Source organism: Methylosinus sp. DMC45 (assembly GCF_056313885.1).
Genome location: NZ_JBQUZK010000038.1, coordinates 26,786 through 49,444 on the forward strand (window position 1 = coordinate 26,786; position 22,659 = coordinate 49,444).

Sequence of the window (22,659 nt, forward strand, 5' to 3'; positions counted from 1 at the left end):
CATTGCGGCGTTTCTCCGCCAAAAACGCTATTCCTATCGGTCGAATCGCACGCTTCGTGATGAAAATCAAATATCGGCCGCGCCGCGCGCAAAGGAGCTATCCGCCTTTGGCTCCGAAGCTTTTCGAAAGCGCAAAAGAAACAAGATAGAAACATTGGAGCTAGAGCGACAGCATCTCGGCGAGCCGTGTCGCAATGCGCTCGAGCGGCCCCTCCACCTCTATGCTGAGCCCGATTTGGGACTGGATCGCGACAGCGGCGATGAAGAAGACGATGATCGCCGGCGCGCCGATCGAGACCCGCGCCGGGGCGGCGGCAAGGAACAGGCCGAATGACGCCAAGCCTATGAAAAATCCGGCGAAAGCCTCCGGCTCCGTGTGCGCGCCCTGCTCCACTCTGACGATGGCGACGAGCACGGCCGCGGTCAGGCAGAGGGCGGCGGCGAAAATTCCGGCGCGCCTCTCGCGAACGCGCATGAAAATTGCGGAGAGCGGCAGGAAGAAGGCCGCCGCCAGCGCGGCGTGGCCGCTGGGGCTGTGCAGCGCCGGCGGGCCGAAGGCCATGGAGAAGATTTTGGCGACGGTCGCCATGACGCCGCACAGCGCTATGGCGCCGAGGAAAGCGACGGCCGCGCGGCGGTCGCCAGCGGCCCAGAGCGCCGCGGCGAGCCCGCCGCTCGCCGGAAGGACGAAGCCGGCGTCGCCGAGGGTGGCGACGATTCGCAGAAGGGGTTCGATCGAGTGGGGAAGCACGCGTCGGCCTGTTGGCAATCGGAGTTCGGAAAAAGGCGCAGGCTCGTCCGCGGCCGAGCTTCGCTTCGCGAATCGCCCCGCGGAGAATAAGCGAAAGCGAGCCGGAACGGCAGAGCCGCGACGGGAGGGTGAGAAAAGGCCGGCCCCGACGGCGCTTGCCGCCATGGGAGCCTTCATTCTATATGCCCGGCGCGCTCTATATGCAGATCGCACTTGCGCCGATGCAGGCCGATTACAATCTGAAGTGACGATGAACAGCCGGTGCGCGGCGGGCTGAAAATGCGAGCCGCCGAAGGATCGGCGACATACGGGCCGCTTCGGGACCCGATTTCGAAAGAACGAAAGGAACGGCGATATGGCTAAAATCATCGGCATCGACCTCGGCACGACCAATTCCTGCGTGGCCGTCATGGAAGGGTCGAGCCCCAAGGTCATCGAGAACGCGGAAGGCGCGCGCACCACGCCGTCCATCGTCGCTTTCACCGAGGACGGAGAGCGTCTCGTCGGCCAGCCCGCCAAGCGTCAGGCGGTGACCAATCCCGAGCGCACCTTCTTCGCCATCAAGCGCCTCATCGGCCGCTCCTTCGACGATCCGATGACCAAGAAGGACATCGGCCTCGTCCCCTATAAGATCGTCAAGGCCCCCAATGGCGACGCCTGGGTGCAGTCGGACGGCAAGCAATATTCGCCCTCGCAGATTTCCGCCTTCATTCTGCAGAAGATGAAGGAGACGGCCGAGGCCTATCTCGGCCAGACCGTCACTCAGGCGGTCATCACCGTTCCCGCTTACTTCAACGACGCCCAGCGCCAGGCCACCAAGGACGCCGGCAAGATCGCCGGCCTCGAGGTGCTGCGCATCATCAACGAGCCGACGGCCGCCGCGCTCGCCTACGGCCTCGACAAGAAGGGCGCCGGCACGATCGCGGTCTATGACCTCGGCGGCGGCACCTTCGACGTGTCCATCCTCGAGATCGGCGACGGCGTGTTCGAGGTGAAGTCCACGAATGGCGACACCTTCCTGGGCGGCGAGGATTTCGACAGCCGCCTCGTCGAATATCTCGCCGGCGAGTTCAAGAAGGAGCAGGGCATCGACCTCACCAAGGACAAGCTCGCTCTGCAGCGCCTGAAGGAAGCCGCCGAGAAGGCGAAGATCGAGCTCTCCTCGGCGACGCAGACCGAGATCAACCTGCCCTACATCACCGCCGACTCCTCTGGCCCGAAGCATCTGACCCTGAAGCTGACGCGCGCGAAATTCGAGGCGCTGGTCGACGATCTCATCCAGCGCACCATCGAGCCCTGCCGCAAGGCGCTGAAGGACGCCGGCCTCTCGGCGGCCGAGATCGGCGAAGTGGTGCTCGTCGGCGGCATGACCCGCATGCCGAAGGTCCAGGAGGTGGTGAAGCAGTTCTTCGGCAAGGAGCCGCACAAGGGCGTCAACCCGGACGAGGTCGTCGCCATCGGCGCGGCGGTGCAGGCCGGCGTTCTGCAGGGCGATGTGAAGGACGTTCTGCTGCTCGACGTGACGCCTCTGTCGCTCGGCATCGAGACGCTGGGCGGCGTGTTCACGCGCCTCATCGACCGCAACACCACCATCCCGACCAAGAAGAGCCAAGTGTTCTCCACGGCCGAGGACAATCAGACCGCCGTCACCATTCGCGTCTTCCAGGGCGAGCGCGAGATGGCGCAGGACAATAAGCTGCTCGGCCAGTTCGATCTCGTCGGCATTCCGCCGGCGCCGCGCGGCATGCCGCAAATCGAGGTGACTTTCGACATCGACGCCAACGGCATCGTCAATGTGACGGCGAAGGACAAGGCCACCAATAAGGAGCAGCAGATCCGCATCCAGGCCTCCGGCGGCCTGTCGGACGCCGACATCGACAAGATGGTCAAGGACGCCGAGGCGCACGCCACCGAGGACAAGGCGCGTCGTGAGCTCGTCGACACCAAGAACCATGGCGAGGCCGCCGTGCATTCGGCCGAGAAGTCATTGGCCGAGTTCGGCGACAAGGTGTCGTCCGCCGACAAGAGCGCGATCGAGGCCGCCATTGCGGCGCTGAAAACCGCGCTCGAGGGCGAGGACGCCGAGGCGATCAAGGCCAAGAGCAATGAGCTGACCCAGGCTTCGATGAAGCTCGGCGAGGCGATGTACAAGGCCCAGCAGGCCGAAGGCGCCGCCCCGGCGGGCGAGACCCATGCGCAGGACGATGTCATCGACGCAGACTTCAAGGAAGTCGGCGGCGACGAGAAGAAGAAGTAAGGCCGCAGAAAAGGGCGCTCCCTTCTCCCGCTCGCGGGAGAAGGGGGCCCTCGCGTCGGCGAGGGTCGGATGAGGGTCCGCGTCGAGAGGCGGCTGATGGCGGGTCCGCCCTACGATAAAAGCGCCTCGTGGGACGTAGGATCATGAAACCCTCGATCGCGCTCGAGATGCATCGCGATGCGATTCGCGCGGCGGTCCTCCGCTGCCGAGCGACGAATCCGCGCGTTTTCGGCTCGGCGCTGCGCGGGGATGATCAAGAAAATAGCGATGTCGATATTCTCGTCGACGCGCTGCCTGGAGCGACCCTGTTCGATCTCGGCGGATTGCAGGTCGAGCTCGAAGAATTGCTCGGCGTCAAGGTGGACCTCGTCACGCCATCGGAGCTGCCTCGCCAATTTCGCGAGCGCGTTCTGGCCGAAGCCCGGCCCATATGAAAACCTACGGCCCCCGCGTGCTCCTCGAGCAAATGCTCGAGGCCGCAGCCGCAGCCGATCTTCCGAAGCTGATCGCCGAACTGACGGCGATCCTCGACGACCGCACAATTCCCCTCGACTGATCGCTCCCCGCGCAAGACCGACGCGAAACTTCCCTCCGCCACAATCGTAAGCGCAATTTTAAATTTTTATGGTTAAAACGGCGTCGATCCTTCGCGAAAGGTTGCGATGTCGAGCATTCTCACCAATAGCGCCGCGACGATCGCGCTGCAGGGCGCGCGCGCCACTCAAGCGGCGCTGGCGCAGACCCAGAATCGGGTTGCGACCGGGCTGAAAATCTCCACAGCGGCCGACAATTCCTCCACCTGGAGCATCGCCGAGACGATGAAATCGGACCGCGGCGTCACCAGCGCGATCACCGATTCGCTCGGCGTCGGCTCGCAAATGCTCGCCGTGGCGCTCTCGGGCGTCGAGCGCGTCATCACAGTGATGAACGACATCAAGAACCTGGTCGCCCAGGCCGCGCAGGCGGGCTCCGACACCGGCAAGATCGCCGCCTCGCTGATCGCGTCGAGCGCGCAGATGCGCTCGATCGTCGCCGCCTCCACCTTCGACGGCGTCAATCTGCTCGACGGCTCGCAGACGAATATTCGGTTCACCGCCGGCTATGTCGACGGCAAGGGCGCCGGGTCGAGCCTCACGAATGTCGACTTCACGCCCACCAAGCTCTTCGCTCTGAAGACGCTAACGACGACGAACCGGCTGGGCGCGCAATTCGTCACCACCTATGACACCGGCGTTCTCGCGGCCGACGACAGCAAGATTTTCAATAATTTCACCTGGACGAACGAGACCGACCCGACCGGCGCCGGGCTTTTCATGTCCATGCCGGACGCCGTCGGCTATTCGATCAACACAGGCGGCTCGAGCTACTCGAACTATTTCGGCTTCGCCGACATAGTGGATTCCAATAACGCGCAATATGCGCAAATGCTGGCGAGCGGCCATTATGCGAGCACGCTGACCGCCGCCGATCTCGCCATCGCCAATCTCACCGATTATGCGGCGCGGCTCGGCTCGACGAAATCCATGCTGGACACGCAGCATGATTTCATGCGCTCGCTGGGCGAGGCTCTGGACCAGGGCGTGGGCTCGCTGGTGGACGCCGACGCCAATGAGGAGTCGACGCGGCTGCAGGCCTTGCAGACGCGCCAGCAGCTCGCCGCGAAATCCATGTCCATCGCCAATCAGAACAGCCAGATCATTCTGAAGCTGTTCCAGGCGGCCTGACCGGCCGCGCCGCCGGCGCGCCCCTGCGCGAAAGAGCGGAGCCGGTTCGGAAACACGACTTTGGCGCGTCCGCCAAACCGTGGTAACAAATTTTCCGAGTTCCTATATCGGCTGCGATCCTCGGCTCTCCGCCGGCAGGACGCCTTCCCCAACTCCTATCGACCGACCCCATGTCCAAACGCGACTTCTACGAAATTCTCGGCGTCGCCAAGACCTCGACCGACGTCGAGCTCAAGATCGCCTTTCGCAAGGCCGCGATGCAATATCATCCCGACCGCAATCCCGGCGACGCCGAGGCCGAGGCGCGCTTCAAGGAGGTCAACGAGGCCTATCAATGCCTCTCCGACACGCAGAAGCGCGCCGCCTATGACCGTTTCGGCCATGCCGCCTTCGAGCAAGGCGGCGGCGGCTTCGGCGGCGGCGACGGCTTCGCCGCCTCGATGGCCGATATTTTCGACGATCTCTTCGGCGAGGTGATGGGGCGGCGCGGCGGCGGCCGCGGCTCCGCCCGTGAGCGCGGCTCGGACCTGCGCTACAATATGGAGATCACGCTGGAGGAGGCCTTCCACGGCAAGGCGGCGACGCTGAAGCTGCCGACCTCCGTCTCCTGCGAGGCCTGCGACGGCGCAGGCGCCAAGAAGGGCTCCAAGCCCAAGACCTGCCCCACCTGCGCCGGCCATGGCCGGGTTCGCGCCCAGCAGGGCTTCTTCGCCATAGAGCGCACCTGCCCCACCTGCCAGGGCCGCGGCGAGGTGATCGACAATCCCTGCTCCGCCTGCTCGGGAACCGGCCGCGCCACCATAGAGCGCACGCTCTCCGTCAATGTGCCGCCCGGCGTCGAGGACGGCACGCGCATCCGCCTCGCGGGCGAGGGCGAGGCCGGCCTGCGCGGCGGGCCGTCCGGCGATCTCTATATTTTCCTGTCGGTGAAGCCGCACAGCTTCTTCCAGCGCGACGGCGCCGATCTCTATTGCCGCGTGCCGATCTCCATGGTGCGCGCGGCGCTCGGCGGCAAGATCACCGTCCATACGATCGACGGCGGCGAGACCGAGATCAAAATTCCCGAGGGCGCGCAAACCGGCAAGCAGATCAAGGTGAAAGCCAAGGGCATGCCTTTGCTGCGCGGACGCGAATCGGGCGATCTCTATGTGCAGATCAGCGTCGAGACGCCGCAAAATCTCACCAAGCGCCAACGCGAGCTGCTGACCGAGTTCGAGGAAGAATCGTCCCACCAGACGCATCCCGAGGCCACCGGCTTCTTCGCGAAGATGAAGGAGCTGTTCGGCAAATGAGGCGGGCGCCATTGACCGGGCGTGCGACCTCATACATGGTCGCGCGCGTCTGGAACGATCGAGGGGCTGTCTCAGCGTGTCACTGAATATCGAGCCACTGAAATCCGCTCTCGCCGATAATGCGCGCTTTCTGCGGTCCTGGATGGAAAATCCTCGCGGCGTCGGCGCTGTCTCGCCCTCGGGCCCCATGCTCGCCCGCGCCATGGCGAGCTATGTCGATCTTTCCCGCGAGGGGCCGATCGTCGAGCTCGGACCGGGCACCGGCCCGGTCACGCAGGCGCTGCTGGAGCATGGCGTTCCCGCCTCGCGCCTGCTGCTGGTGGAATATGAGACGGCGTTCTGCGATCTCCTGCGCCAGCGCTTTCCCGGCGTCGAGGTGGTGCAGGGCGACGCCTATTCGCTGAAGCAGACGCTGGCCGGCAAGCTCGCCGGGCCGATCTCCACCATCGTCTCCAGCCTGCCGCTGCTCAACCAGCCCGAATCGGACCGGCTTCGCCTGCTCGACCAGGGCTTCGAGATGATGGCGCCCGGCGGCATCATCATTCAGTTCACCTATGGCCTGTTCTCGCCTATGCCGCTGAAGCGCCATCCCAACGGCTCCGCCTTCACGGCCGCGGGCTCGCAGGTGTGGGCGAATATTCCGCCGGCGCGCGTGTGGCGCTACAGCCGCAAGGCCGGCTGACGCGCGCGGCGGCGACGCGAGGAGCCCATGAGTCTGGCGATTCGCAGCGCCGCTCGCGAGGACGAGGCCGCCATTGTCGCGCTGTGGCGCGCTTGCGGCCTCGTGGTCAGCTATAATGATCCGGCCGCGGATTTCCGCTTCGCCAAGGCCGGCCCGAGCTCGGATGTGCTCATCGGCGTGGATGGCGCCGGCCGCGTCATCGGCTCCGTCATGGTCGGCCACGACGGCCATCGCGGCTGGCTCTATTATCTCGCGTCGGATCCAGATTCGCGCGGCGTCGGGGTCGGCCGCGAGATGGTGAAAGCCGCCGAGGACTGGCTACGCCAGCGCGGCGTCGTCAAAGCGCAGCTGCTCGTGCGGGAGACCAATACCGGCGTCGTCTCCTTCTATGAGCGCCTCGGCTATGAGGTCGCGCCGCGCGTGCTGATGAGCAAATGGCTGACGCCGCCGAGCTGACTTGGACGGACGCGACTTGGACGGCCTCGACTTGGAGAGGAGCGCGAGCATGGGCTCGGACGCAGACATTGCGCGCAATCGGCTGATCGTCGCGCTGGACGTCGATGGCGTGGAAGCGGCGCGGACGCTGGTCGCGCGGCTCGGCGATTCGGTCTCCTTCTACAAGATCGGCATGGAGCTGGCCTATAGCGGCGGTCTGCCGCTGGTCGAGGAGCTGAAGGCGAAGGGCAAAAACGTCTTCGTCGATCTGAAGCTCCACGACATCGGTCAGACGGTGGAGCGCGCGACGCGGCAGATCGCGCGGCTCGGCGCGGATTTTCTCACCATTCACGGCTTTCCGCAGACGATGCGCGCCGCCCGCCAGGGCGCGGGCGATGGCGGCCTGCGACTGCTCGCCGTCACGGTGATGACCTCTTATGACGACGCCGATCTCGCCGAGGCCGGCTATTCCATCGGCGTCGCCGAGATGGTGTCGCGCCGGGCGACTCAGGCCAAGGATGCGGGAATCGACGGGCTGATCCTGTCGCCGCAGGAGGTGGCGCCGATTCGCGCGCTCGTCGGGCCTAAAATGGCGCTGGTGACGCCCGGCGTGCGCCCCGCCGGCGCCGCGCTCGGCGATCAAAAGAGGGTGATGACGCCGGGCGAGGCCATCGCCGCCGGGGCGGACCATCTCGTCGTCGGCCGGCCGGTGACGCAGGCGCCCGCCCCACGCGCCGCCGCCGAGCAAATCGTCGCGGAAATCTCGGCCGCGCTCGGCGGCTGAGCGCGCCGCTCACAGCAGCGCCAGCTCCGACAGCTCCCGCTCGACCTGCTCCGGGCTCTCGAAGCGCGTCGCGTGCATTCCGACAGCGCGCGCGCCTTCCACATTGGCCGCCGAATCATCGATGAAAATGCAGGCGGCCGGATCGAGCCCATAGCTCTCGAGCAGCAGCCGATAGATGGCGGCGTCGGGCTTCAGCAGCCCCACCCGACCGGAAACGACGACGCCCGCGAAGCGCTGGAAAAAATCGAAGCGCGGGACCGTCTCCACATATTTCTCATCCGAGAAATTGGTGAGCGCATAGAGCGGCGTCCCACGCGCGGCGAGCCGCTCCAGCAGCGCCACCGTCCCCGCGATCGGCCCGGCGATCATCTCGCTCCAGCGCGCATCATAGGCGCGAATGAGATCGGCGAGATCGGGATAGAGCGCGACGCGCTCGGCCACCGCCTCGGCGAAAGGCCGCCCACGATCCAATTCCAGATTCCAATCCGAGGTGCAGACCTCGCCGAGAAAGCGCTCCATCGCCTGCGAATCGTCGAAGAGCTTGCGATAGAGATAGCGGGGATTCCAATCGACCAGCACATTGCCGACATCGAAGACGACGGTGGTGACGTGGGATTTCACGAACATTCGGGGGCTCCGGGCTCGAGGCGAGCATATAGCCCCGACCTGTGACGACAATTGGAGCGGAACATTTCATTCCGGCGGCGCGCGCGCTATGACGAGGTCCGGTCCATGACCGGGAGCCCGCCTTGCGCATCGCCACTTGGAACGTCAATTCCGTCCGCCAGCGGCTGGAGCCGCTCACCGCCTATCTGCGCGATGTCGCGCCGGACGTGCTGTGCCTGCAAGAGATCAAATGCGAGGACAAGGCCTTCCCGCGCGCCGAGATCGAGGACCTCGGCTATAATGTCGAGACGCATGGGCAGAAGACATTCAACGGCGTCGCCATTCTCTCCAAGACGCCGATAGAGGTGGTGCGCGGCCTGCCGAAATTCGAGCATGATCCGCAGGCGCGCTACATAGAGGCCGTGGTCTCCACCGATCATGGCGCCCTGCGCGTCGCCAGCATCTATCTGCCCAATGGCAATCCGCCGGACACGGAGAAATATGCCTATAAGCTCGCCTTCATGGACTGCCTCATCGCCCATGCGGCGAGCCTTCTGGCGCTGGAGGAGCCGGTGGTTCTGGCCGGCGACTACAATGTCATTCCGGCGGCGGGCGACGTCCACGACCCCAAGGCCTGGGCCGGCGACGCGCTGTTCCTGCCGCAGACGCGCGCCAAATTCCAGGAGCTGCTGAACCTCGGCTATACGGAGGCGCTGCGCGCCTCCACCGACGCCGCCGGGCTCTACACATTCTGGGATTATCAGGCCGGCGCCTGGCAGAAGAACAATGGCATTCGCATCGACCATCTTCTGCTCTCGCCGCAGGCCGCCGATCGCTTGCAGAGCGTGACCATCGACAAGGAATTGCGCGCCGGCGCCAAGCCCTCCGACCATGTGCCGATAAGATGCGAGCTGGAATGACGCCCATCATCACGCGCAACGCATGGAAGCTCACGCCATGACGGACGTCTGGTTCTACCATCTCCAGCGCCTCCCGTTGGAGAGCGCTCTGCCCAAGCTGCTCGAGCTGTCGCTGGCGCGCGACTGGCGCGTCGTGGTGCAGGCGACCAGCGCGCGGCGGCTGGAGGCGCTCGACGATCTGCTCTGGTCCTATGCGGGGGAGAGCTTTCTGCCGCATGGCTCGGCCAAGGACGACGATCCCGAGACGCAGCCGATCTTCCTGACCATCGGCCGCGACAATCCCAATCACGCCCATGTCCGCTTCTTCGTGGAAAATGCGGAGCTTTCCCCCGTGCTCGCCGACCCTGCGAGCGCGCCGGAAGAGCGCGCCATACTCATGTTCGACGGCAATGACGAGGCGGCGGTGCAGGCCGCGCGCGCGCAATGGCGGCAGCTGAAGACGGAAGGCCACACGCTCTCCTACTGGCGCCAGAGCGAGGAAGGCAAATGGGAGAAACAGGCGTGACGGAGGAGTTTTTCGCGCGCCGCGCCGCTGCGCGAGCCCGTCTCGACGAGATCGACCCACACAAGACGGCTGGCGGCGTCGCGGCCGATCCACAGCGCAAGGATTGGTTCGAGGCCGTTTATCGTCTCGCGGAAGGCGACGCCGCCGGCGTGCCCTGGGCGCATCTCGCGCCGCATCCGCTGCTCGCCGACTGGCTCGCGACCCGGCGCCTCGACGGGTTGCGCGCGCTCGATATCGGCTGCGGTCTCGGCGACAACGCCGAGGCGCTCGCCGCCGCCGGCGCGCGCGTGACCGCTTTCGATATCGTGGAGGAGGCCGTCGCCTGGGCGAAGCGCCGCTTTCCGCAGAGCGCCGTCGATTATCGCGCCGCCGATCTCTTCGCCGCGCCGGAGGCATGGCGCGGCGGCTTCGATCTCGTCCATGAATGCTACACGCTGCAAGCCCTGCCCGACACGCTGCTGGATGCGGCGGCGCAGGCGCTCGCCAGCCTGGTCGCGCCGGGCGGAACGCTGCTCGTCATCGCCCGCGCCCGCGACGAGGGCCAGGAGGTGGGCGGCCCGCCCTGGCCGCTGCCGCCGAGCCGCATGGAGGCGCTCGCCGTCGGCGGCTTGCGTTGCGAGACGCTCGAGGATATTCCCGCGACGAACGCCATGGTCCGCCATTGGCGCGCGGCCTTCCGCCGGGACGGCTGACGGGATCGGCGAGCCTGAAGGCTCGCGGTCCAAGAGCGCGCGCCCGGACCGCGAGCCTTCAGGCTCGCTACACGGCGATCGCAGGACGGGAGCAAAATGACCGACGCGCCGCTACTCTCGATCAAAGGCGCGTCCAAGCGCTTCGGCGCGATCGCGGCGCTCGAGGATGTGTCGCTCGAGGTCGGCGCCGGCGAATTCTTCGCTCTGCTCGGCCCCTCCGGCTGCGGCAAGACCACGCTGATGCGCCTCGTCGCCGGCTTCGAGACATTGGACGCCGGCCGCATCGAGATCGGCGGCGCCGATGTGAGCGGCGCGCCGCCGCATCGGCGCCCGGTCAATCTCATGTTCCAATCTTACGCGCTGTTTCCGCATCTCTCGGTGTTCGAGAACATCGCCTTCGGCCTGCGCCGCCAGGGCAAGGGCAAAGCGGAGATCGCCGCCCGCGTCGCCGAGCTCTTGCAGATCGTACGGCTCGAGGGCGTCGAGACGCGCCGACCTGACCTTCTCTCCGGCGGCCAGCGCCAGCGCGTCGCGCTCGCGAGAGCCCTCGCGCCCGGTCCGCGGCTGCTGCTGCTCGACGAGCCTTTGGGCGCGCTCGATCGGCAATTGCGCGAGGAAACGCAATTTCAGATCAAGGAAATCCAACGCAGGCTGAAGACGAGCTTCGTCGTCGTCACACACGATCAGGACGAGGCGCTCGTGATGGCCGATCGCATCGCCGTGATGCGCGCCGGCCGCATAGAGCAGATCGGCGCGCCGACAGAGGTCTATGAGCGCCCCGCGACGCGCTTCGTCGCCGGCTTCATCGGCCAGATGAATTTCCTCGAGGGGCGCATCGAGAATGGCGCCTTCGTCGGCCCCTGCGGCCGCCTGCCGGCGGAAGGCCGCGGCCTCTCGCAAGGCGCGAAAGCCGTGCTCGCCGTGCGGCCGGAGCGTATCGCCATCGCGCAGGCGACAGAGGCGAGCACAGGCTTGGACGGCGAGATCTTGGACGGCGTGGTGGAGGACGTCGCCTTTCGCGGCGAGACGACGCATTTTCGTCTGCGCCTCCCAGGCGGCGAGGCCTTGCGCGTCTCGCGCGGCGCGAACAGCGGCGCGCCATTCAGCGTCGGCGATGCGGCGCGCATCTCCATCGCGCCCGAAGCCGGGCGCATTTTCGCGAGCGAATGATGCCGGAGGGCGGCAAAAGACGCAGGCTCACGCGCGGCGAGATGCTCGTCATCGCCGCGCCCTACGCCTGGATCGCGCTGTTCTTCCTCGCGCCTTTCGCGCTGATCGTCAAAATCTCGCTGTCGCATCCGGCGCAGACGCGACCGCCCTATGAGCCCGTCTTCGACGGCGCGAGCGTCGCCGGCTTTTTCGAGAAGCTCTCGCAGCTCGGCCTCGACGCCTATCGCGGCCTCGCAGAGGATTCGCTCTATCTCGACTCCTATCTCTCCTCGCTGACCATAGCCGGCGCCGCGACGCTGATCTGCCTAGTTATCGCCTATCCTTTCGCGCTCGCCATAGCGCGCGCGCCGCGCGGCTGGCGCACCATTCTCATCGGCTTCGCCGTCGCGCCTTTCTGGACGAGCTTTCTGATCCGCGTCTACGCCTGGATCACGCTGCTGAAAGACGAAGGGATCATCAATCATGCATTGATGGCGCTCGGCCTCATCGACGCGCCGGTCCCGATGTTCGCGACCAGCGGCGCAGTGGTCGTCGGCATCGTCTATTCTTATCTGCCCTTCATGCTGCTGCCGCTCTATGCGGCGATCGAGGGGCAAGACGCGTCGCTGCGCGAAGCCGCCGCCGATCTCGGCGCGACGCCTTTGCAAGTCTTTCTGCATGTCACCCTGCCGCTGTCGCGCCGCGGGATCGTCGCCGGCGCGCTGCTCGTCTTCATTCCCTCGGTCGGCGAATTCGTCATTCCCGATCTGCTCGGCGGCTCCGACACTCTGATGATCGGCCGCACGCTCTGGAATGATTTCTTCGCCAATCGCGATTGGCCGGCGGCCTCCGCCGCGGCGGTGGCGCTGCTGGCTCTGCTGCTCGTTCCCATACTTCTCTATGAGCGCGCGCAATTGCGCGAGGGCGAGCGATGAGCGGCGCGCGTCTTCTGCGCCTCGCCGCGCTCCTTCTCGGCTTCGGCTTTCTCTATGGGCCGATCGCCATATTGGCGACGATGAGCTTCAACGCCTCGCGGCTGGTGACGGTGTGGGGCGGCTTCTCGACCAAATGGTACGCCGCCCTGCTCCATGACGAGCAGATGCTTCGCGCAGCTGAGATCAGCCTCGCCGCCGCGGCGCTCTCGGCGCTGATCGCGACGCTCAACGGATTGCTGGCCGCGCTGGCGCTGGCGCGCTTCGGCGGCTTCCGCTCGCGCACGCTCTTCGCGGGCTCCATCTATGCGCCTCTGGTGATGCCGGAAGTGGTGCTCGGCCTCGGCCTGCTGCTGGTCTTCGTCGCCTTCGGCGTCGAGCGCGGATTCTTCACGCTGGTGCTGGCGCATGCGTCGTTTACGATGTGCTTCGCGACAGTGATGATCCACGCCGCGCTGAAAGGCTGCGACCGCACGCTGGAGGAGGCGGCGATGGATCTCGGCGCGACGCCGGTTCGCGCTTTCGCGCTCGTCACTCTGCCGCTGATCGCGCCCTCTGTCGTCAGCGCCTATCTTCTCGCCTTCATCATCTCGCTCGACGATCTCGTCATCGCGAGCTTCACCACCGGCCCCGGCGCCACCACCTTGCCGATGCGCATCTATTCGCAAGTGCGGCTCGGCGTCTCGCCGGAGGTCAACGCCATTTCGACGCTGCTGCTCGGCTTCGTCGCCATCGCGCTCGGCCTATCCGCGCTGCTCACGCGCGGACGCGCGAAGGGCGGCGGGGCTGGATGAGGCCCCTCACCGCTCCTTCGTCGCGCCCGCCTCCGGCTCCACGCGCGGCAGCAGCGGCGCGGCGGCGCCGGAGCGCTTGATCAGCGCGGCGGCGTCCGGCGCGAAGACGGGATCGTCCCAGGGGCCGGAGAGATCGAAGCCGATCTGCACGCCCTTCTCGCGCGGCTTGCCGGCGGCGTCGGCCTCATTGGCCTGCGCCTTCATCGCGAGGCTGCGCTCGGGGATGCGCGTTAGGCCGGCGAAGGCCAGCGCGAAGCCCGGCCCATGCGCCTGCCCGTCCTCGATATTGGCCGTTCCCTTGACGATCTTGATGGTGGCGCTGGCGCGATCCACCAGCGAATGGCCGGAGCGAATGTCCATCGCGCTCGACAAGGGCCGCTTGTCGATGCGGCGCAGCGCGCGCTCGAGATCTATGCCGCCGACCTCGCCCTCGCTCAGCGTGAGGGTGGCGCGGCCGTCGAGATCGCGCATGATCTGCGCGACGCTGTCGCCGGTGGCGTCGAGCGCGAAATTGGCGTCCAGCGCGCCGCCGAGATCGGGCCGCGCGGCGAGGTCCCAGGCGAGCGCGCCGGCGTCGACGCCGGTCAGCTGCGCATTGCCGTGGAATTCCAGCGCGCCTGCCGCATTGGCGGCGAAAGTGGCGCGGCCCTTCACCGTCCCCTTATAGGCCTGCGCCTCCGCGAGCGCGACCTCGAGCCGGCCCCCGCGCAGCAGCAGCGACAGAGCGGCGTCCTCGAGGTTCAGCCGCAGGATGCGGGCGCGCGTCGCCGAAAGGCGCAGATCGACATCGGCGTCCTGAATATCCGGCAAGGCGAAAGCGTCGCGGCTCCATTGGCCGTCGGCGCCGGAGAGCGCCGGCAGATCGGCGATCATCGGCTTCAGCGACACGAAATTGCTGGCGAGCGTCGCATGGACGATGGGCTTGTCGCCCTCGTGGCGCAGCGCGAATGTGCCCTCGAACTCATTGTCGTCGGCCGAGAGCTTCACATCGGAGAGCTGGAAATCGCGCAGGCCGACGCTGGCCTTGGCGGAGAGCTGCACATTCTCGAACGGGCCGGGCAGCGGCGCGCTCACCTTGGCGAGGCCGAGCGCATGGCGCAGCGAGGGCGAGGAGGCGGTGATCCGCCCCATATAGCGCGGTTTGGCGCCGAGCTGGCCGAAGCCCTCCGCCTCCAGCCGCACGCTGTCCGAATCGAGCCGCACCGTAACCGGCGTCTGCTCGCCGCGCAGCAGCGCGCCGGGCTTCAGCACCCAGAGCATGGCGCGCGGCCGCTCGCCGCCCCAGGAGAAAGCGGCGTCGAGCGTCGCCGGCGAGCCGACGGTGCGCCAGTCGAGCGTCGCGTCGATGTCCTGCAGCGTCTCCTCGCCGCCCGAATATTTGAGCCTCGCCACGCCGGAGACGATGGAGACGCCGCCGAGCCGGGCGCGATCGGCCTTCTCGGCCGCTGGCGTCGAGGGCCGCGCCGCCGCGGCGCGCACGGCGGCGCCGGCCGTGCTCATCGGCTTGCGATCGAGATCGACCTCTATCGACGGGCGGATGAGCTCGATATCGGCGATTTCCAAACGGCCGGCGAGCAGCGGCAGCAGCAGCACATTGCCGTGCAGCCTGTCCGCCTCGATGGTCAGCGCCGCGGTGGGATCGGCGAAGGCGATGCTGTCTATGGTGATGTGCGGGCGCGGCAGCAGCGAGAAGGTCGAGCGGCCCTTGGCGGCGATGAACAGGCCAGAGGAGGCGTTGAGCTGGCCGGAAATCTCCTCGAGCAGCGCATTGGTCGAGAAGGTCCAGGGCGCGAGGGCCGCGCCGAGCGCCACTGCGGCGACGGCGCAAAGAGCGATCAGCCAGCGGCGCGGCAGGCGCGGGAGAGACAGGCGGCGGCTTTGGCCCAAGGGCTTCGATCCTTCGATTTCGCGCATCGGGCCAGTCGAGTGCGACATTCCATCGTCCATGAAAAAAAGCGGGGCGGCCGCGGGCCGCTGGCGACGCAGCGCGCGCCCTCGGCGAAGGCGCGACACGAAACAACATGCCTTAATCGCTCGGCCGCTACGCGAAAAGGCCCGCGCGCCAAAAGCGCGCGAGGCCGGACCATGGCGGCAAAGGGCGGCGAGATCGTGGCGGCGCGCGGCTCTCAGTATTTGCGCAGAAGGCTGACCAGACGCCCCTGGATGCGGACGCGATCCGGCCCGAAAATGCGCGTCTCATAGGCCGGATTGGCGGCCTCCAGCGCTATGGAGGCGCCGCGCTTGCGCAGGCGCTTCAATGTCGCCTCCTCCTCGTCGATGAGGGCGACGACGATATCGCCGGTGTCGGCGCTGTCCTGCTTCTTCACCACGACGACGTCGCCGTCGAGAATGCCGGCCTCGATCATCGAATCGCCGCGCACCTCGAGCGCGAAATGCTCGCCGCCGCCGAGCATATCCGGCGACAGGCTGATGGTGTGGCTGCGATTCTGCAGAGCGGAAATGGGCGTGCCGGCGGCGATGCGGCCCATGACCGGAATCGCCACCTGCTGATCGGACTCAGGCTCGCCGGCGGGGACGGGCCGCACGCGGCCGAGCGCGCCCTCTATGACCGAGGGCGAGAATTTGCCGCCGCGCGCGGCGACGCGGGGCGTCGCCGATTCGGGGAGGCGCAGCACCTCGAGCGCGCGGGCGCGATTGGGCAGGCGGCGAATGAATCCGCGCTCCTCGAGCGCGAGAATGAGCCTGTGAATGCCGGATTTGGAGCGCAGATCGAGCGCGTCCTTCATCTCGTCGAAGGAGGGCGGCACGCCGGTCTCCTTCAGGCGCTCATGGATGAAGCGCAGCAGATCGCTCTGTTTCTTGGTCAGCATGGAAGCCCCCCGGCGCCGCCTGCCCGCGTCGCGCCACGTCCGAACCCGAGCATGATGCCGCGGGTTCATAAACAAATCATGAACGGGAGGATAGGCGTTCTCGGTGCGTTCCGCAAGGGAGCGCTTGAACGGCGAATGTAGCCACGATACCCTGAGGGCGCTTTCGTGCAAAAGGAGTTGTTGCCTTGATTCGTATTTCTGCGCCGTGGATAGTCGAGTCTGTGAAAACAATCGACAATCTTGATAGCCTCCAAGGAATAGAGAACCATTCAAATACCTTACTTGTGCTATTCGCCGCGCAGACAAAGATAATTCAATTGTACAGCCAAAGTTTTTACATGCATCATTTTAAGTCGTCATCGTCTCTTGCGAATCAACTACTTGAATGCATCGAAGAAGTAATCAAGAAAATAATTGATAAAAATGAACTTCCAGACGAATACGCCTCCAATCAAATAATAAATAAGAAAAAAGACTTCATTACCGCATTTATGGCCGACCTCGGTGTTTTGCCAATATACATAGCCACGCCAAAAGAAGGCTACGATATTGATAAACTAATATTCAATGGGAAATGCATTTTTCCAATTTCGATATCACAAAAAGCGCCAGACGCGGAAAAAGATTTAATGGAAGCTGGAAAATCTCTTGCTTTTGAATTGCCTACTGCTTGCGGATTTCACATTTTTCGTGCAACTGAATGCGTTGTGCGCAGATATTGGGATGCAGTATCTAAAGATGAGCCGAGACCATCATTACAAACATTGGGTAATTTTGCAGCAGAGCTAGAGAAACGACAGCTCGGTGACGCAAAAGTGGTAGAAGCACTAAAACAGATGACCAAACTCCATAGAAACCCGCTGATCCACCCGGAGGTAATTTTATCCGTTGAGGAAGCCATCAGCATTATAGGCATCGCAAGGAGCGTCGTGGGCGCCATGCTATCAGCATTACCCGACGTACTCGAAACTACGGGCTCGCCTCCTGGTCTTTCCACTCCGTAATCAGCAGATCGTAAAACATCGAGCGCAAAGCTGGTTCGTCGATCGCCACCTCTACTGCGCCGCCGCCGCCTCCACCCCCAGAATCGGCCGCACATGGCGCGCGAAATCCTCTAGCGAGCGCAAATTCTTCTCCGGGTCGCGGGAGATCGGCTTCAGCAATATCGCCCGCGCGTCGGTCTCCTCGCGATAGGCGGCGATCTTCTCCGCCACCTCGTCGAAATCGCCGATCAGCGAGCGTTGCAGCAGCCCCTCCTCCGTCAGCGAGGCCGGCGCGGCGCCGTCCTGGCGGGCGAAATTGCCGCGCATGCGCTCGGCGAAGCGGGAGAGGAAGGGAACGGCCTCGGCCAGCGCCTGCTCGCGGCGGGGAGCGGCGAAATAGAAGCGCGCCATGGTGAAGCGCGGATCGCCCTCCGGTCCCGCAGCCTCGCGATAGATGCGCAAGGTCTCTTTTATCTGCTCTATGGGGAAAGGCGGGCCGGCCATCACGCCATGGCCATTGCGCGCGGCGTAGCGAATCGCCCCCGGCGTCGTGGTGGCGAGATAGGTGGGGATGGGCTTTTGCAGCGGGCGCGGCGTGAGGCTGAGGCCATTGGCCTCGTAATGCGCGCCGGTGAAAGTCACTTTGTCTTCATAGAGCAGGCGGTTGACGAGGCCGAGCGCCTCCAGAGTCATCTCCCGCGTCGAATCCTTGCCGGCGCCGAAATGGCGATTCTGCAATTCGAACGGCCCGCCGCGCGCCACGCCGAAATCGAACCGCCCCTTGGAGAGAAGGTCGATGGTGGCGACATCCTCCGCCACCTGAATGGGATTGCGGAAGGCGAGCAGCACCGCCGCCGAGCCGAGGCGTATCGTGCTCGTCACGCCGGCGAGATAGGAGAGAAGCGTGAGAATGGAGGGGCAGGCGGCGTCCGGCTCGAAATGATGCTCGGCGACCCAGGCCTCCTCGAAGCCGAGCGCCTCGGCATGGCGCACGAGGCGCGTCTGCGTCTCGAAGCAACGCGCGAAATCCTGCTGCGGGTTTTCGTAAGTGGAGAAGACGCCGAACCGCATGGCGAAGGCCTCGGAATGCGCGCCGCCGTCCTTGCGCGCCTTGGCTATATACGGCAGTTACATATCGTAATACAGGATATGGACGCGCAAGCCCGCCCGCAAGCGCAAAAACATTGGCGTCGCGCGGGAATTTCGGTCGGCCCCTAGAAAGCTCTCGTCCAATCCGGCGGATGGGCGTCATAATAGAGAAATCAAATAAAGCGACGAGAAAAACATATTGATCGATCGTCGGCGCTGTGGCGATTTTCCGATAGAAACAGTTGAAAAAGCCGCAATGCTCGGCATTGTCGAACGTCAGCGGGCGCCGCGAAGGCGGCGTTCGGGGAACCGCTCACGACGCCGCGGAGCGAGCGCAGCTCGATTTTTGGAGGATTTGATGTCGGTAGCAGCCGCAACGCCGTCCCGGCAATTTTTCAGCCGGGAGCGCTCCATCGCAGCGCACGGCTTCAATCGCTGGCTGGTGCCGCCGGCGGCGCTCGCCGTGCATTTGTGCATCGGCATGGCCTATGGATTCAGCGTGTTCTGGCTGCCGCTGTCGCGCGCCATCGGCGGCGCCGAGCCCAAGGCCTGCCCGGCCGACATGGGCTTTTTCGCGAGCATCGTGACGACGAGCTGCGATTGGAAGATCAGCATGCTCGGCTGGACCTTCACTCTGTTCTTCGTCTTCCTCGGCTCCTCGGCGGCCGTCTTCGGCCATTGGCTGGAGACCGCCGGTCCGCGCAAGGCGGGCCTCGCCGCGGCGGTGTGCTGGTGCGGCGGCCTGCTGATCTCGGCGGCCGGCGTCTATCTGCATCAGATTTGGATGCTGTGGCTCGGCTCCGGCGTCATCGGCGGCATCGGCCTCGGGCTCGGCTATATTTCGCCGGTCTCGACGCTCATCAAATGGTTCCCGGACCGGCGCGGCATGGCGACCGGCATGGCGATCATGGGCTTCGGCGGCGGCGCAATGATCGGCGCGCCGCTCGCCGACAGGCTGATGTCCTATTATGCGGCGCCCGGCTCGGTGGGCGTGTGGCAGACCTTCGTCACCATGGCGGCGATCTATTTCGTCTTCATGGTGGGCGGCTCGCTCGGCTATCGCGTGCCGCGCGACGGCTGGAAGCCGGAGGGCTGGGAGCCTTCCGCCACGGCCGGCAACAAAATGGTCACCAATCGCCACGTCCATTTGAACGTCGCCTGGAAGACCCCGCAATTCTGGCTGCTGTGGGCGGTGCTGACGCTCAATGTCAGCGCCGGCATCGGCGTGCTGGGCATGGCCTCGCCCATGCTGCAGGAAGTGTTCGGCGGCAAGCTCATCGGCCTCGACATCGGCTTCTCCAGCCTCGACGCCTCGCAAAAAGCGAAGATCGCGGCCATCGCCGCCGGCTTCACGGGCCTGCTCAGCCTCTGCAACATCGGCGGGCGCCTCGCCTGGGCCACATGGTCCGACAAGCTCGGCCGCAAGACGACCTACGCCATCTTCTTCATCCTCGGCATTATTCTCTATTCGGCCGCGCCTTTCGCCGCGCAGCAGGGCAATGTCGTGCTGTTCGTGGCGTTCTTCTGCGTGATCCTCTCCATGTATGGCGGCGGCTTCGCCACCATTCCCGCCTATCTCGCGGATATTTTCGGCACACATTATGTGGGCGCGATTCACGGCCGCCTGCTCACCGCATGGTCGACGGCCGGCGTGCTCGGCCCGGTGCTCGTCAATTATCTACGCGACTATCAGCTCGACCACGGCGTCGCGCGCGACGCGGTCTATAATCAGACCATGTATATTCTCGCCGGCCTGCTGGTTCTCGGCCTCGTCTGCGATCTCGCCGTGCGGCCCGTCGCCGAGAAGCTGTTCATGACCGACGAGGAGGTCGCCGCGGAGAAGAAGACCAGCGTCGCCGCCGTCGTGCAGGAGGAGAAAGAGCCGCACGCCGATTTCGAGGATTATATCGAGGATGGACAGGCGGCCGAGGCCGCCGCCGCCGAGGCGCGCCGCGCCGCCGCCGCGCAGAATGGCGGCTCGCGCATTCTGCTCTTCGCCGCCTGGGCCGCCGTCGGCATACCGCTCGCCTGGGGCGTGTCGATCACGCTGCAGAAGACCTTCGTCCTCTTCCACTGACGGAGGCCTCATGCGCGCGCGAAATCTCCTCGGCCTCGCGCTGGCGCTTTTCGCCGGCGCGGCGCGGGCCGACGGCCCGCCGCCGGCCGTGCTGCAGAGCGACTTGAAATATGCGCCCGTGCCGATCTTTTCGGGCGTCTCCGCCGCGCCGGTCAGCGGCACGGCGACGCAGCCGGGGGCGCTCTATGCGCTCTCGGTGAAATATGCGGCCGGCGCGAGATCGCTGCCGCATACGCATCCCGACGCGCGCCTGGTGACGGTGATCTCCGGGCGCTTCTACGCGGGCGTCGGCGGGGAATTCGACGAGAAGTCGCTGCGCCTCCTCGGCCCCGGCGATTCCATCGTCGTGCCGGCGGAGACGGTTCATTTCGGCTGGGCGAAGGACGGCGAGGTGCTCTTGCTCGAGACCGGCGTCGGCCCCTCCGGCGCCAGCCTGTGGCCGAAGCCCGCGCCGCAGCGCTGAGCGCGTCTCCACGGTCGATCGCGCCCACATCCTATCCCTCGCCGTTGACCATCGGAGAGCGAGCGATCCACTGAATTGACCCGCCCCGAGACGGCCGTGTCAAAGGTTTTTTCTGCCGCCCCACGGCTTCTCTGGATTGCTTCGCTTCGCTCGCAATGACGGCCTCACAGCGCGTTGCGATAGGCCTTGCGCGAGAAGATCGTCATGAAGATGATCCACACGTCGAGCGGCAGCGACCAATGGTCGATGTAATAGAGATCATGCTCGACGCGCATGCGGATTTTCTCCGGCGAGTCGATCTCGCCGCGCAAGCCGTTCACTTGCGCCCAGCCGGTGATGCCGGGCTTCACATTATGGCGGCGCGCATAGAGGGCGATCTTGCGCTCGAAGATCTGGTCATGCGCCAGCGCATGCGGGCGCGGGCCGACCAGCGACATCTCGCCGCGCAGCACATTGATGAGCTGCGGCAGCTCGTCGATATTGTAGCGGCGAAGGAAGCGGCCGACGCGCGTCACGCGCTTGTCGCCGGCCGTCGCCTGGGTGATGTCGCGGCCGTCCTCCATCGTCGTCATGGAGCGGAATTTGGCGATGCGGAAGGGCTCGCGATTGAAGCCGTGGCGACGCTGGAAGAACAGCGCCGGGCCTTTGCTGTCGAGCTTGATCGCCGCCGCGACCACGAGCAGCAGCGGCGACAGCGCGACGAGGCCGGCGGCCGAGAAGACGATATCGAAGAGCCGCTTGGCGATGATCTCGAGCGAATCGTGCCGGCGGCCGCTCAGATTGAGGCTGGCGATGGAGCCGATCTTGTTGATATGCGCATCGGCGAAACGGTCGAGCACGCGCTCCGGCCCGAGATGAAGCGAGGCCGGCACGCGCAGGAAGGCGGCCACGCAATCGTCGATGACGTCGGTGCGGCTCCAGGGCGCGAGGATGAACACATCGTCCGGCAGCAGCATGCGGGCGGAGGCCTGCGCCAGAGCGAGATCATCCTGCATGGCGTCGGCGCGGTCGCGCAGCGCCACGGCGGCGACGACATTCATGCCGCTCTCCCAGGGCTGATAGCGGCGCATGAACTCGTCTATGTCGCTCTCGAAGCCGACGAGAAACACGCGACGCGCCGAGGCGCCGCCGCGCTCGGCGCTGCGCCGAACCACGCCGACCAGCGCCGCGCGCGCCGAATAGACGGAGAGAAAGCCCGCCGCATAGAAGAGCACGAAGGCGCCGCGCGAGGATTCCTCCGTGGCCTTGGCGAGAAAGCCGAAGGTCAAGGCGCAGACGAAAGCGACGCTCCACAGCACCGCGCCGCGCCAGCCATGGCCTTCCAGAGTCAGATAATTCTTGATCGCATATTCGTGCCGCATGACGTTCGAGAGCACGAAGAGGATCGCCGCGAACATGCACAGCCGCAGATTGGGCAGCGTCGAGCCGTCATAGCCATAGGCGAAATAATGATACAGCGTCTCGCAGGCGATGGCCGTGGCGAGAATGACCGCCACATCGATCAGCGCCGCGATCACCGAGAAGGAGGCGCGCATCAGCGCGGCGTTGGGGCTCGGCATGGCGCGCGACCAGCCGCTGCGCAATGCGGCGCTGTCGGTTCCAGCTTTGACGCGAGCGTCGTCCTTGCGGAGCGACGAAAAGGGAAGATCGGCGATACTCGACACGGCCTCGTCTCCAACCCGATACTGCCGCC

Annotated in this window: 23 protein-coding genes; 17 read left to right on the forward strand and 6 right to left on the reverse strand. The window is 65.6% G+C overall.

From position 1 onward, the window contains the following. Window positions 1-160 precede the first annotated feature (160 nt). Window positions 161-751, reverse strand: coding sequence for a phosphatase PAP2 family protein (locus tag ACT53T_RS10805; RefSeq protein ID WP_476161188.1), 591 nt, complete (start codon window positions 749-751; stop codon window positions 161-163). 355 nt (window positions 752-1,106) lie between these two features. On the opposite strand from ACT53T_RS10805, the gene dnaK reads away from it, so the two are divergent. The 8 genes from dnaK (at window position 1,107) to pyrF (ending at window position 7,925) form a co-directional block, all read left to right on the forward strand. Beyond that, window positions 1,107-3,008 carry a molecular chaperone DnaK gene (gene dnaK / locus ACT53T_RS10810; RefSeq protein ID WP_476161189.1) on the forward strand — a complete coding sequence of 634 codons (1,902 nt, stop codon included), beginning with the start codon at window positions 1,107-1,109 and terminating at the stop codon, window positions 3,006-3,008. 143 nt (window positions 3,009-3,151) lie between these two features. Continuing rightward, window positions 3,152-3,442 carry a nucleotidyltransferase family protein gene (locus ACT53T_RS10815; RefSeq protein WP_476161190.1) on the forward strand — a complete coding sequence of 97 codons (291 nt, stop codon included), beginning with the start codon at window positions 3,152-3,154 and terminating at the stop codon, window positions 3,440-3,442. Then, window positions 3,439-3,564, forward strand: a complete 126-nt coding sequence (locus ACT53T_RS10820; RefSeq protein WP_400766394.1) for a hypothetical protein — start codon at window positions 3,439-3,441, stop codon at window positions 3,562-3,564. Before ACT53T_RS10815 ends, ACT53T_RS10820 begins: the two co-directional genes overlap by 4 nt. A gap of 106 nt (window positions 3,565-3,670) precedes the next feature. Continuing rightward, window positions 3,671-4,732, forward strand: a complete 1,062-nt coding sequence (locus ACT53T_RS10825) for a flagellin N-terminal helical domain-containing protein (RefSeq protein ID WP_476161191.1) — start codon at window positions 3,671-3,673, stop codon at window positions 4,730-4,732. Window positions 4,733-4,902: 170 nt separating this feature from the next. Further along, a complete protein-coding gene (gene dnaJ, locus ACT53T_RS10830) occupies window positions 4,903-6,024 on the forward strand; it encodes a molecular chaperone DnaJ (protein ID WP_476161192.1) in 1,122 nt (373 codons plus the stop codon). Window positions 6,025-6,100: 76 nt separating this feature from the next. After that, entirely contained in the window at window positions 6,101-6,706 is a 606-nt protein-coding gene (locus ACT53T_RS10835; protein ID WP_476161193.1) for a class I SAM-dependent methyltransferase, read from the forward strand. Between the two features lie 27 nt (window positions 6,707-6,733). Then, window positions 6,734-7,162, forward strand: coding sequence for a GNAT family acetyltransferase (locus ACT53T_RS10840; protein ID WP_476161194.1), 429 nt, complete (start codon window positions 6,734-6,736; stop codon window positions 7,160-7,162). A gap of 49 nt (window positions 7,163-7,211) precedes the next feature. Next, window positions 7,212-7,925, forward strand: coding sequence for an orotidine-5'-phosphate decarboxylase (pyrF, locus tag ACT53T_RS10845; protein WP_476161195.1), 714 nt, complete (start codon window positions 7,212-7,214; stop codon window positions 7,923-7,925). 9 nt (window positions 7,926-7,934) lie between these two features. On the opposite strand, the gene ACT53T_RS10850 is transcribed toward pyrF, so the two are convergent. Then, window positions 7,935-8,552 carry an HAD family hydrolase gene (locus ACT53T_RS10850; RefSeq protein WP_476161196.1) on the reverse strand — a complete coding sequence of 206 codons (618 nt, stop codon included), beginning with the start codon at window positions 8,550-8,552 and terminating at the stop codon, window positions 7,935-7,937. A 122-nt stretch (window positions 8,553-8,674) separates the two neighbouring features. Between ACT53T_RS10850 and xth the strand changes: the two genes are divergently transcribed. From xth to ACT53T_RS10880, 6 genes are all read left to right on the forward strand, one after another. Next, window positions 8,675-9,451, forward strand: coding sequence for an exodeoxyribonuclease III (xth, locus tag ACT53T_RS10855; protein ID WP_476161197.1), 777 nt, complete (start codon window positions 8,675-8,677; stop codon window positions 9,449-9,451). 37 nt (window positions 9,452-9,488) lie between these two features. Continuing rightward, window positions 9,489-9,956 (forward strand): DNA polymerase III subunit chi, encoded by a 468-nt coding sequence (locus ACT53T_RS10860; RefSeq protein WP_476161198.1) that lies wholly within the window; start codon window positions 9,489-9,491, stop codon window positions 9,954-9,956. Next, a complete protein-coding gene (locus ACT53T_RS10865; protein ID WP_476161199.1) occupies window positions 9,938-10,648 on the forward strand; it encodes a class I SAM-dependent methyltransferase in 711 nt (236 codons plus the stop codon). Before ACT53T_RS10860 ends, ACT53T_RS10865 begins: the two co-directional genes overlap by 19 nt. Window positions 10,649-10,744: 96 nt before the next feature. Then, entirely contained in the window at window positions 10,745-11,818 is a 1,074-nt protein-coding gene (locus ACT53T_RS10870; RefSeq protein WP_476161200.1) for an ABC transporter ATP-binding protein, read from the forward strand. Continuing rightward, a complete protein-coding gene (locus ACT53T_RS10875) occupies window positions 11,815-12,732 on the forward strand; it encodes an ABC transporter permease (protein ID WP_476161201.1) in 918 nt (305 codons plus the stop codon). The genes ACT53T_RS10870 and ACT53T_RS10875 overlap by 4 nt, the downstream gene beginning before the upstream one ends. After that, window positions 12,729-13,523 carry an ABC transporter permease subunit gene (locus tag ACT53T_RS10880; RefSeq protein ID WP_476161202.1) on the forward strand — a complete coding sequence of 265 codons (795 nt, stop codon included), beginning with the start codon at window positions 12,729-12,731 and terminating at the stop codon, window positions 13,521-13,523. Before ACT53T_RS10875 ends, ACT53T_RS10880 begins: the two co-directional genes overlap by 4 nt. Before the next feature lie 6 nt (window positions 13,524-13,529). Here the strand turns inward: ACT53T_RS10880 and ACT53T_RS10885 are convergent, their stop codons facing one another. Together ACT53T_RS10885 and lexA are read right to left on the reverse strand one after the other, a co-directional pair. Beyond that, a complete protein-coding gene (locus ACT53T_RS10885; RefSeq protein ID WP_476161203.1) occupies window positions 13,530-15,410 on the reverse strand; it encodes an AsmA family protein in 1,881 nt (626 codons plus the stop codon). Window positions 15,411-15,649: 239 nt separating this feature from the next. Then, window positions 15,650-16,354, reverse strand: coding sequence for a transcriptional repressor LexA (gene lexA, locus ACT53T_RS10890; RefSeq protein ID WP_476161204.1), 705 nt, complete (start codon window positions 16,352-16,354; stop codon window positions 15,650-15,652). 185 nt (window positions 16,355-16,539) lie between these two features. Between lexA and ACT53T_RS10895 the strand changes: the two genes are divergently transcribed. Further along, window positions 16,540-17,358 (forward strand): hypothetical protein, encoded by an 819-nt coding sequence (locus ACT53T_RS10895; protein ID WP_476161205.1) that lies wholly within the window; start codon window positions 16,540-16,542, stop codon window positions 17,356-17,358. Between the two features lie 51 nt (window positions 17,359-17,409). Here the strand turns inward: ACT53T_RS10895 and ACT53T_RS10900 are convergent, their stop codons facing one another. Further along, window positions 17,410-18,408 (reverse strand): LLM class flavin-dependent oxidoreductase, encoded by a 999-nt coding sequence (locus tag ACT53T_RS10900; RefSeq protein ID WP_476161206.1) that lies wholly within the window; start codon window positions 18,406-18,408, stop codon window positions 17,410-17,412. Between the two features lie 376 nt (window positions 18,409-18,784). On the opposite strand from ACT53T_RS10900, the gene ACT53T_RS10905 reads away from it, so the two are divergent. Next, window positions 18,785-20,503, forward strand: coding sequence for an OFA family MFS transporter (locus tag ACT53T_RS10905; protein WP_476161207.1), 1,719 nt, complete (start codon window positions 18,785-18,787; stop codon window positions 20,501-20,503). 10 nt (window positions 20,504-20,513) lie between these two features. Beyond that, on the forward strand, window positions 20,514-20,966 hold the full coding sequence (locus ACT53T_RS10910) for a cupin domain-containing protein (protein ID WP_476161208.1): 453 nt from the start codon (window positions 20,514-20,516) through the stop codon (window positions 20,964-20,966). A 164-nt stretch (window positions 20,967-21,130) separates the two neighbouring features. Here the strand turns inward: ACT53T_RS10910 and ACT53T_RS10915 are convergent, their stop codons facing one another. Continuing rightward, complete coding sequence (locus ACT53T_RS10915) at window positions 21,131-22,630, reverse strand: exopolysaccharide biosynthesis polyprenyl glycosylphosphotransferase (RefSeq protein WP_476161209.1); 1,500 nt, start codon at window positions 22,628-22,630, stop codon at window positions 21,131-21,133. Between the last annotated feature and the right edge of the window lie 29 nt (window positions 22,631-22,659).

Bases quoted from the DNA above. Each gene is read 5' to 3' on its own strand.
- ACT53T_RS10870 (WP_476161200.1), top strand. From the start codon at position 10,745: ATGACCGACGCGCCGCTACTCTCGATCAAAGGCGCGTCCAAGCGCTTC.
- ACT53T_RS10910 (WP_476161208.1), top strand. From the start codon at position 20,514: ATGCGCGCGCGAAATCTCCTCGGCCTCGCGCTGGCGCTTTTCGCCGGC.
- pyrF (WP_476161195.1), top strand. From the start codon at position 7,212: ATGGGCTCGGACGCAGACATTGCGCGCAATCGGCTGATCGTCGCGCTG.
- ACT53T_RS10840 (WP_476161194.1), top strand. From the start codon at position 6,734: ATGAGTCTGGCGATTCGCAGCGCCGCTCGCGAGGACGAGGCCGCCATT.
- ACT53T_RS10905 (WP_476161207.1), top strand. From the start codon at position 18,785: ATGTCGGTAGCAGCCGCAACGCCGTCCCGGCAATTTTTCAGCCGGGAG.
- ACT53T_RS10875 (WP_476161201.1), top strand. From the start codon at position 11,815: ATGATGCCGGAGGGCGGCAAAAGACGCAGGCTCACGCGCGGCGAGATG.
- dnaK (WP_476161189.1), top strand. From the start codon at position 1,107: ATGGCTAAAATCATCGGCATCGACCTCGGCACGACCAATTCCTGCGTG.
- ACT53T_RS10865 (WP_476161199.1), top strand. From the start codon at position 9,938: ATGGGAGAAACAGGCGTGACGGAGGAGTTTTTCGCGCGCCGCGCCGCT.
- ACT53T_RS10880 (WP_476161202.1), top strand. From the start codon at position 12,729: ATGAGCGGCGCGCGTCTTCTGCGCCTCGCCGCGCTCCTTCTCGGCTTC.
- ACT53T_RS10900 (WP_476161206.1), bottom strand. From the start codon at position 18,408: ATGCGGTTCGGCGTCTTCTCCACTTACGAAAACCCGCAGCAGGATTTC.
- dnaJ (WP_476161192.1), top strand. From the start codon at position 4,903: ATGTCCAAACGCGACTTCTACGAAATTCTCGGCGTCGCCAAGACCTCG.
- ACT53T_RS10860 (WP_476161198.1), top strand. From the start codon at position 9,489: ATGACGGACGTCTGGTTCTACCATCTCCAGCGCCTCCCGTTGGAGAGC.
- ACT53T_RS10820 (WP_400766394.1), top strand. From the start codon at position 3,439: ATGAAAACCTACGGCCCCCGCGTGCTCCTCGAGCAAATGCTCGAGGCC.
- ACT53T_RS10815 (WP_476161190.1), top strand. From the start codon at position 3,152: ATGAAACCCTCGATCGCGCTCGAGATGCATCGCGATGCGATTCGCGCG.
- ACT53T_RS10825 (WP_476161191.1), top strand. From the start codon at position 3,671: ATGTCGAGCATTCTCACCAATAGCGCCGCGACGATCGCGCTGCAGGGC.
- ACT53T_RS10850 (WP_476161196.1), bottom strand. From the start codon at position 8,552: ATGTTCGTGAAATCCCACGTCACCACCGTCGTCTTCGATGTCGGCAAT.
- lexA (WP_476161204.1), bottom strand. From the start codon at position 16,354: ATGCTGACCAAGAAACAGAGCGATCTGCTGCGCTTCATCCATGAGCGC.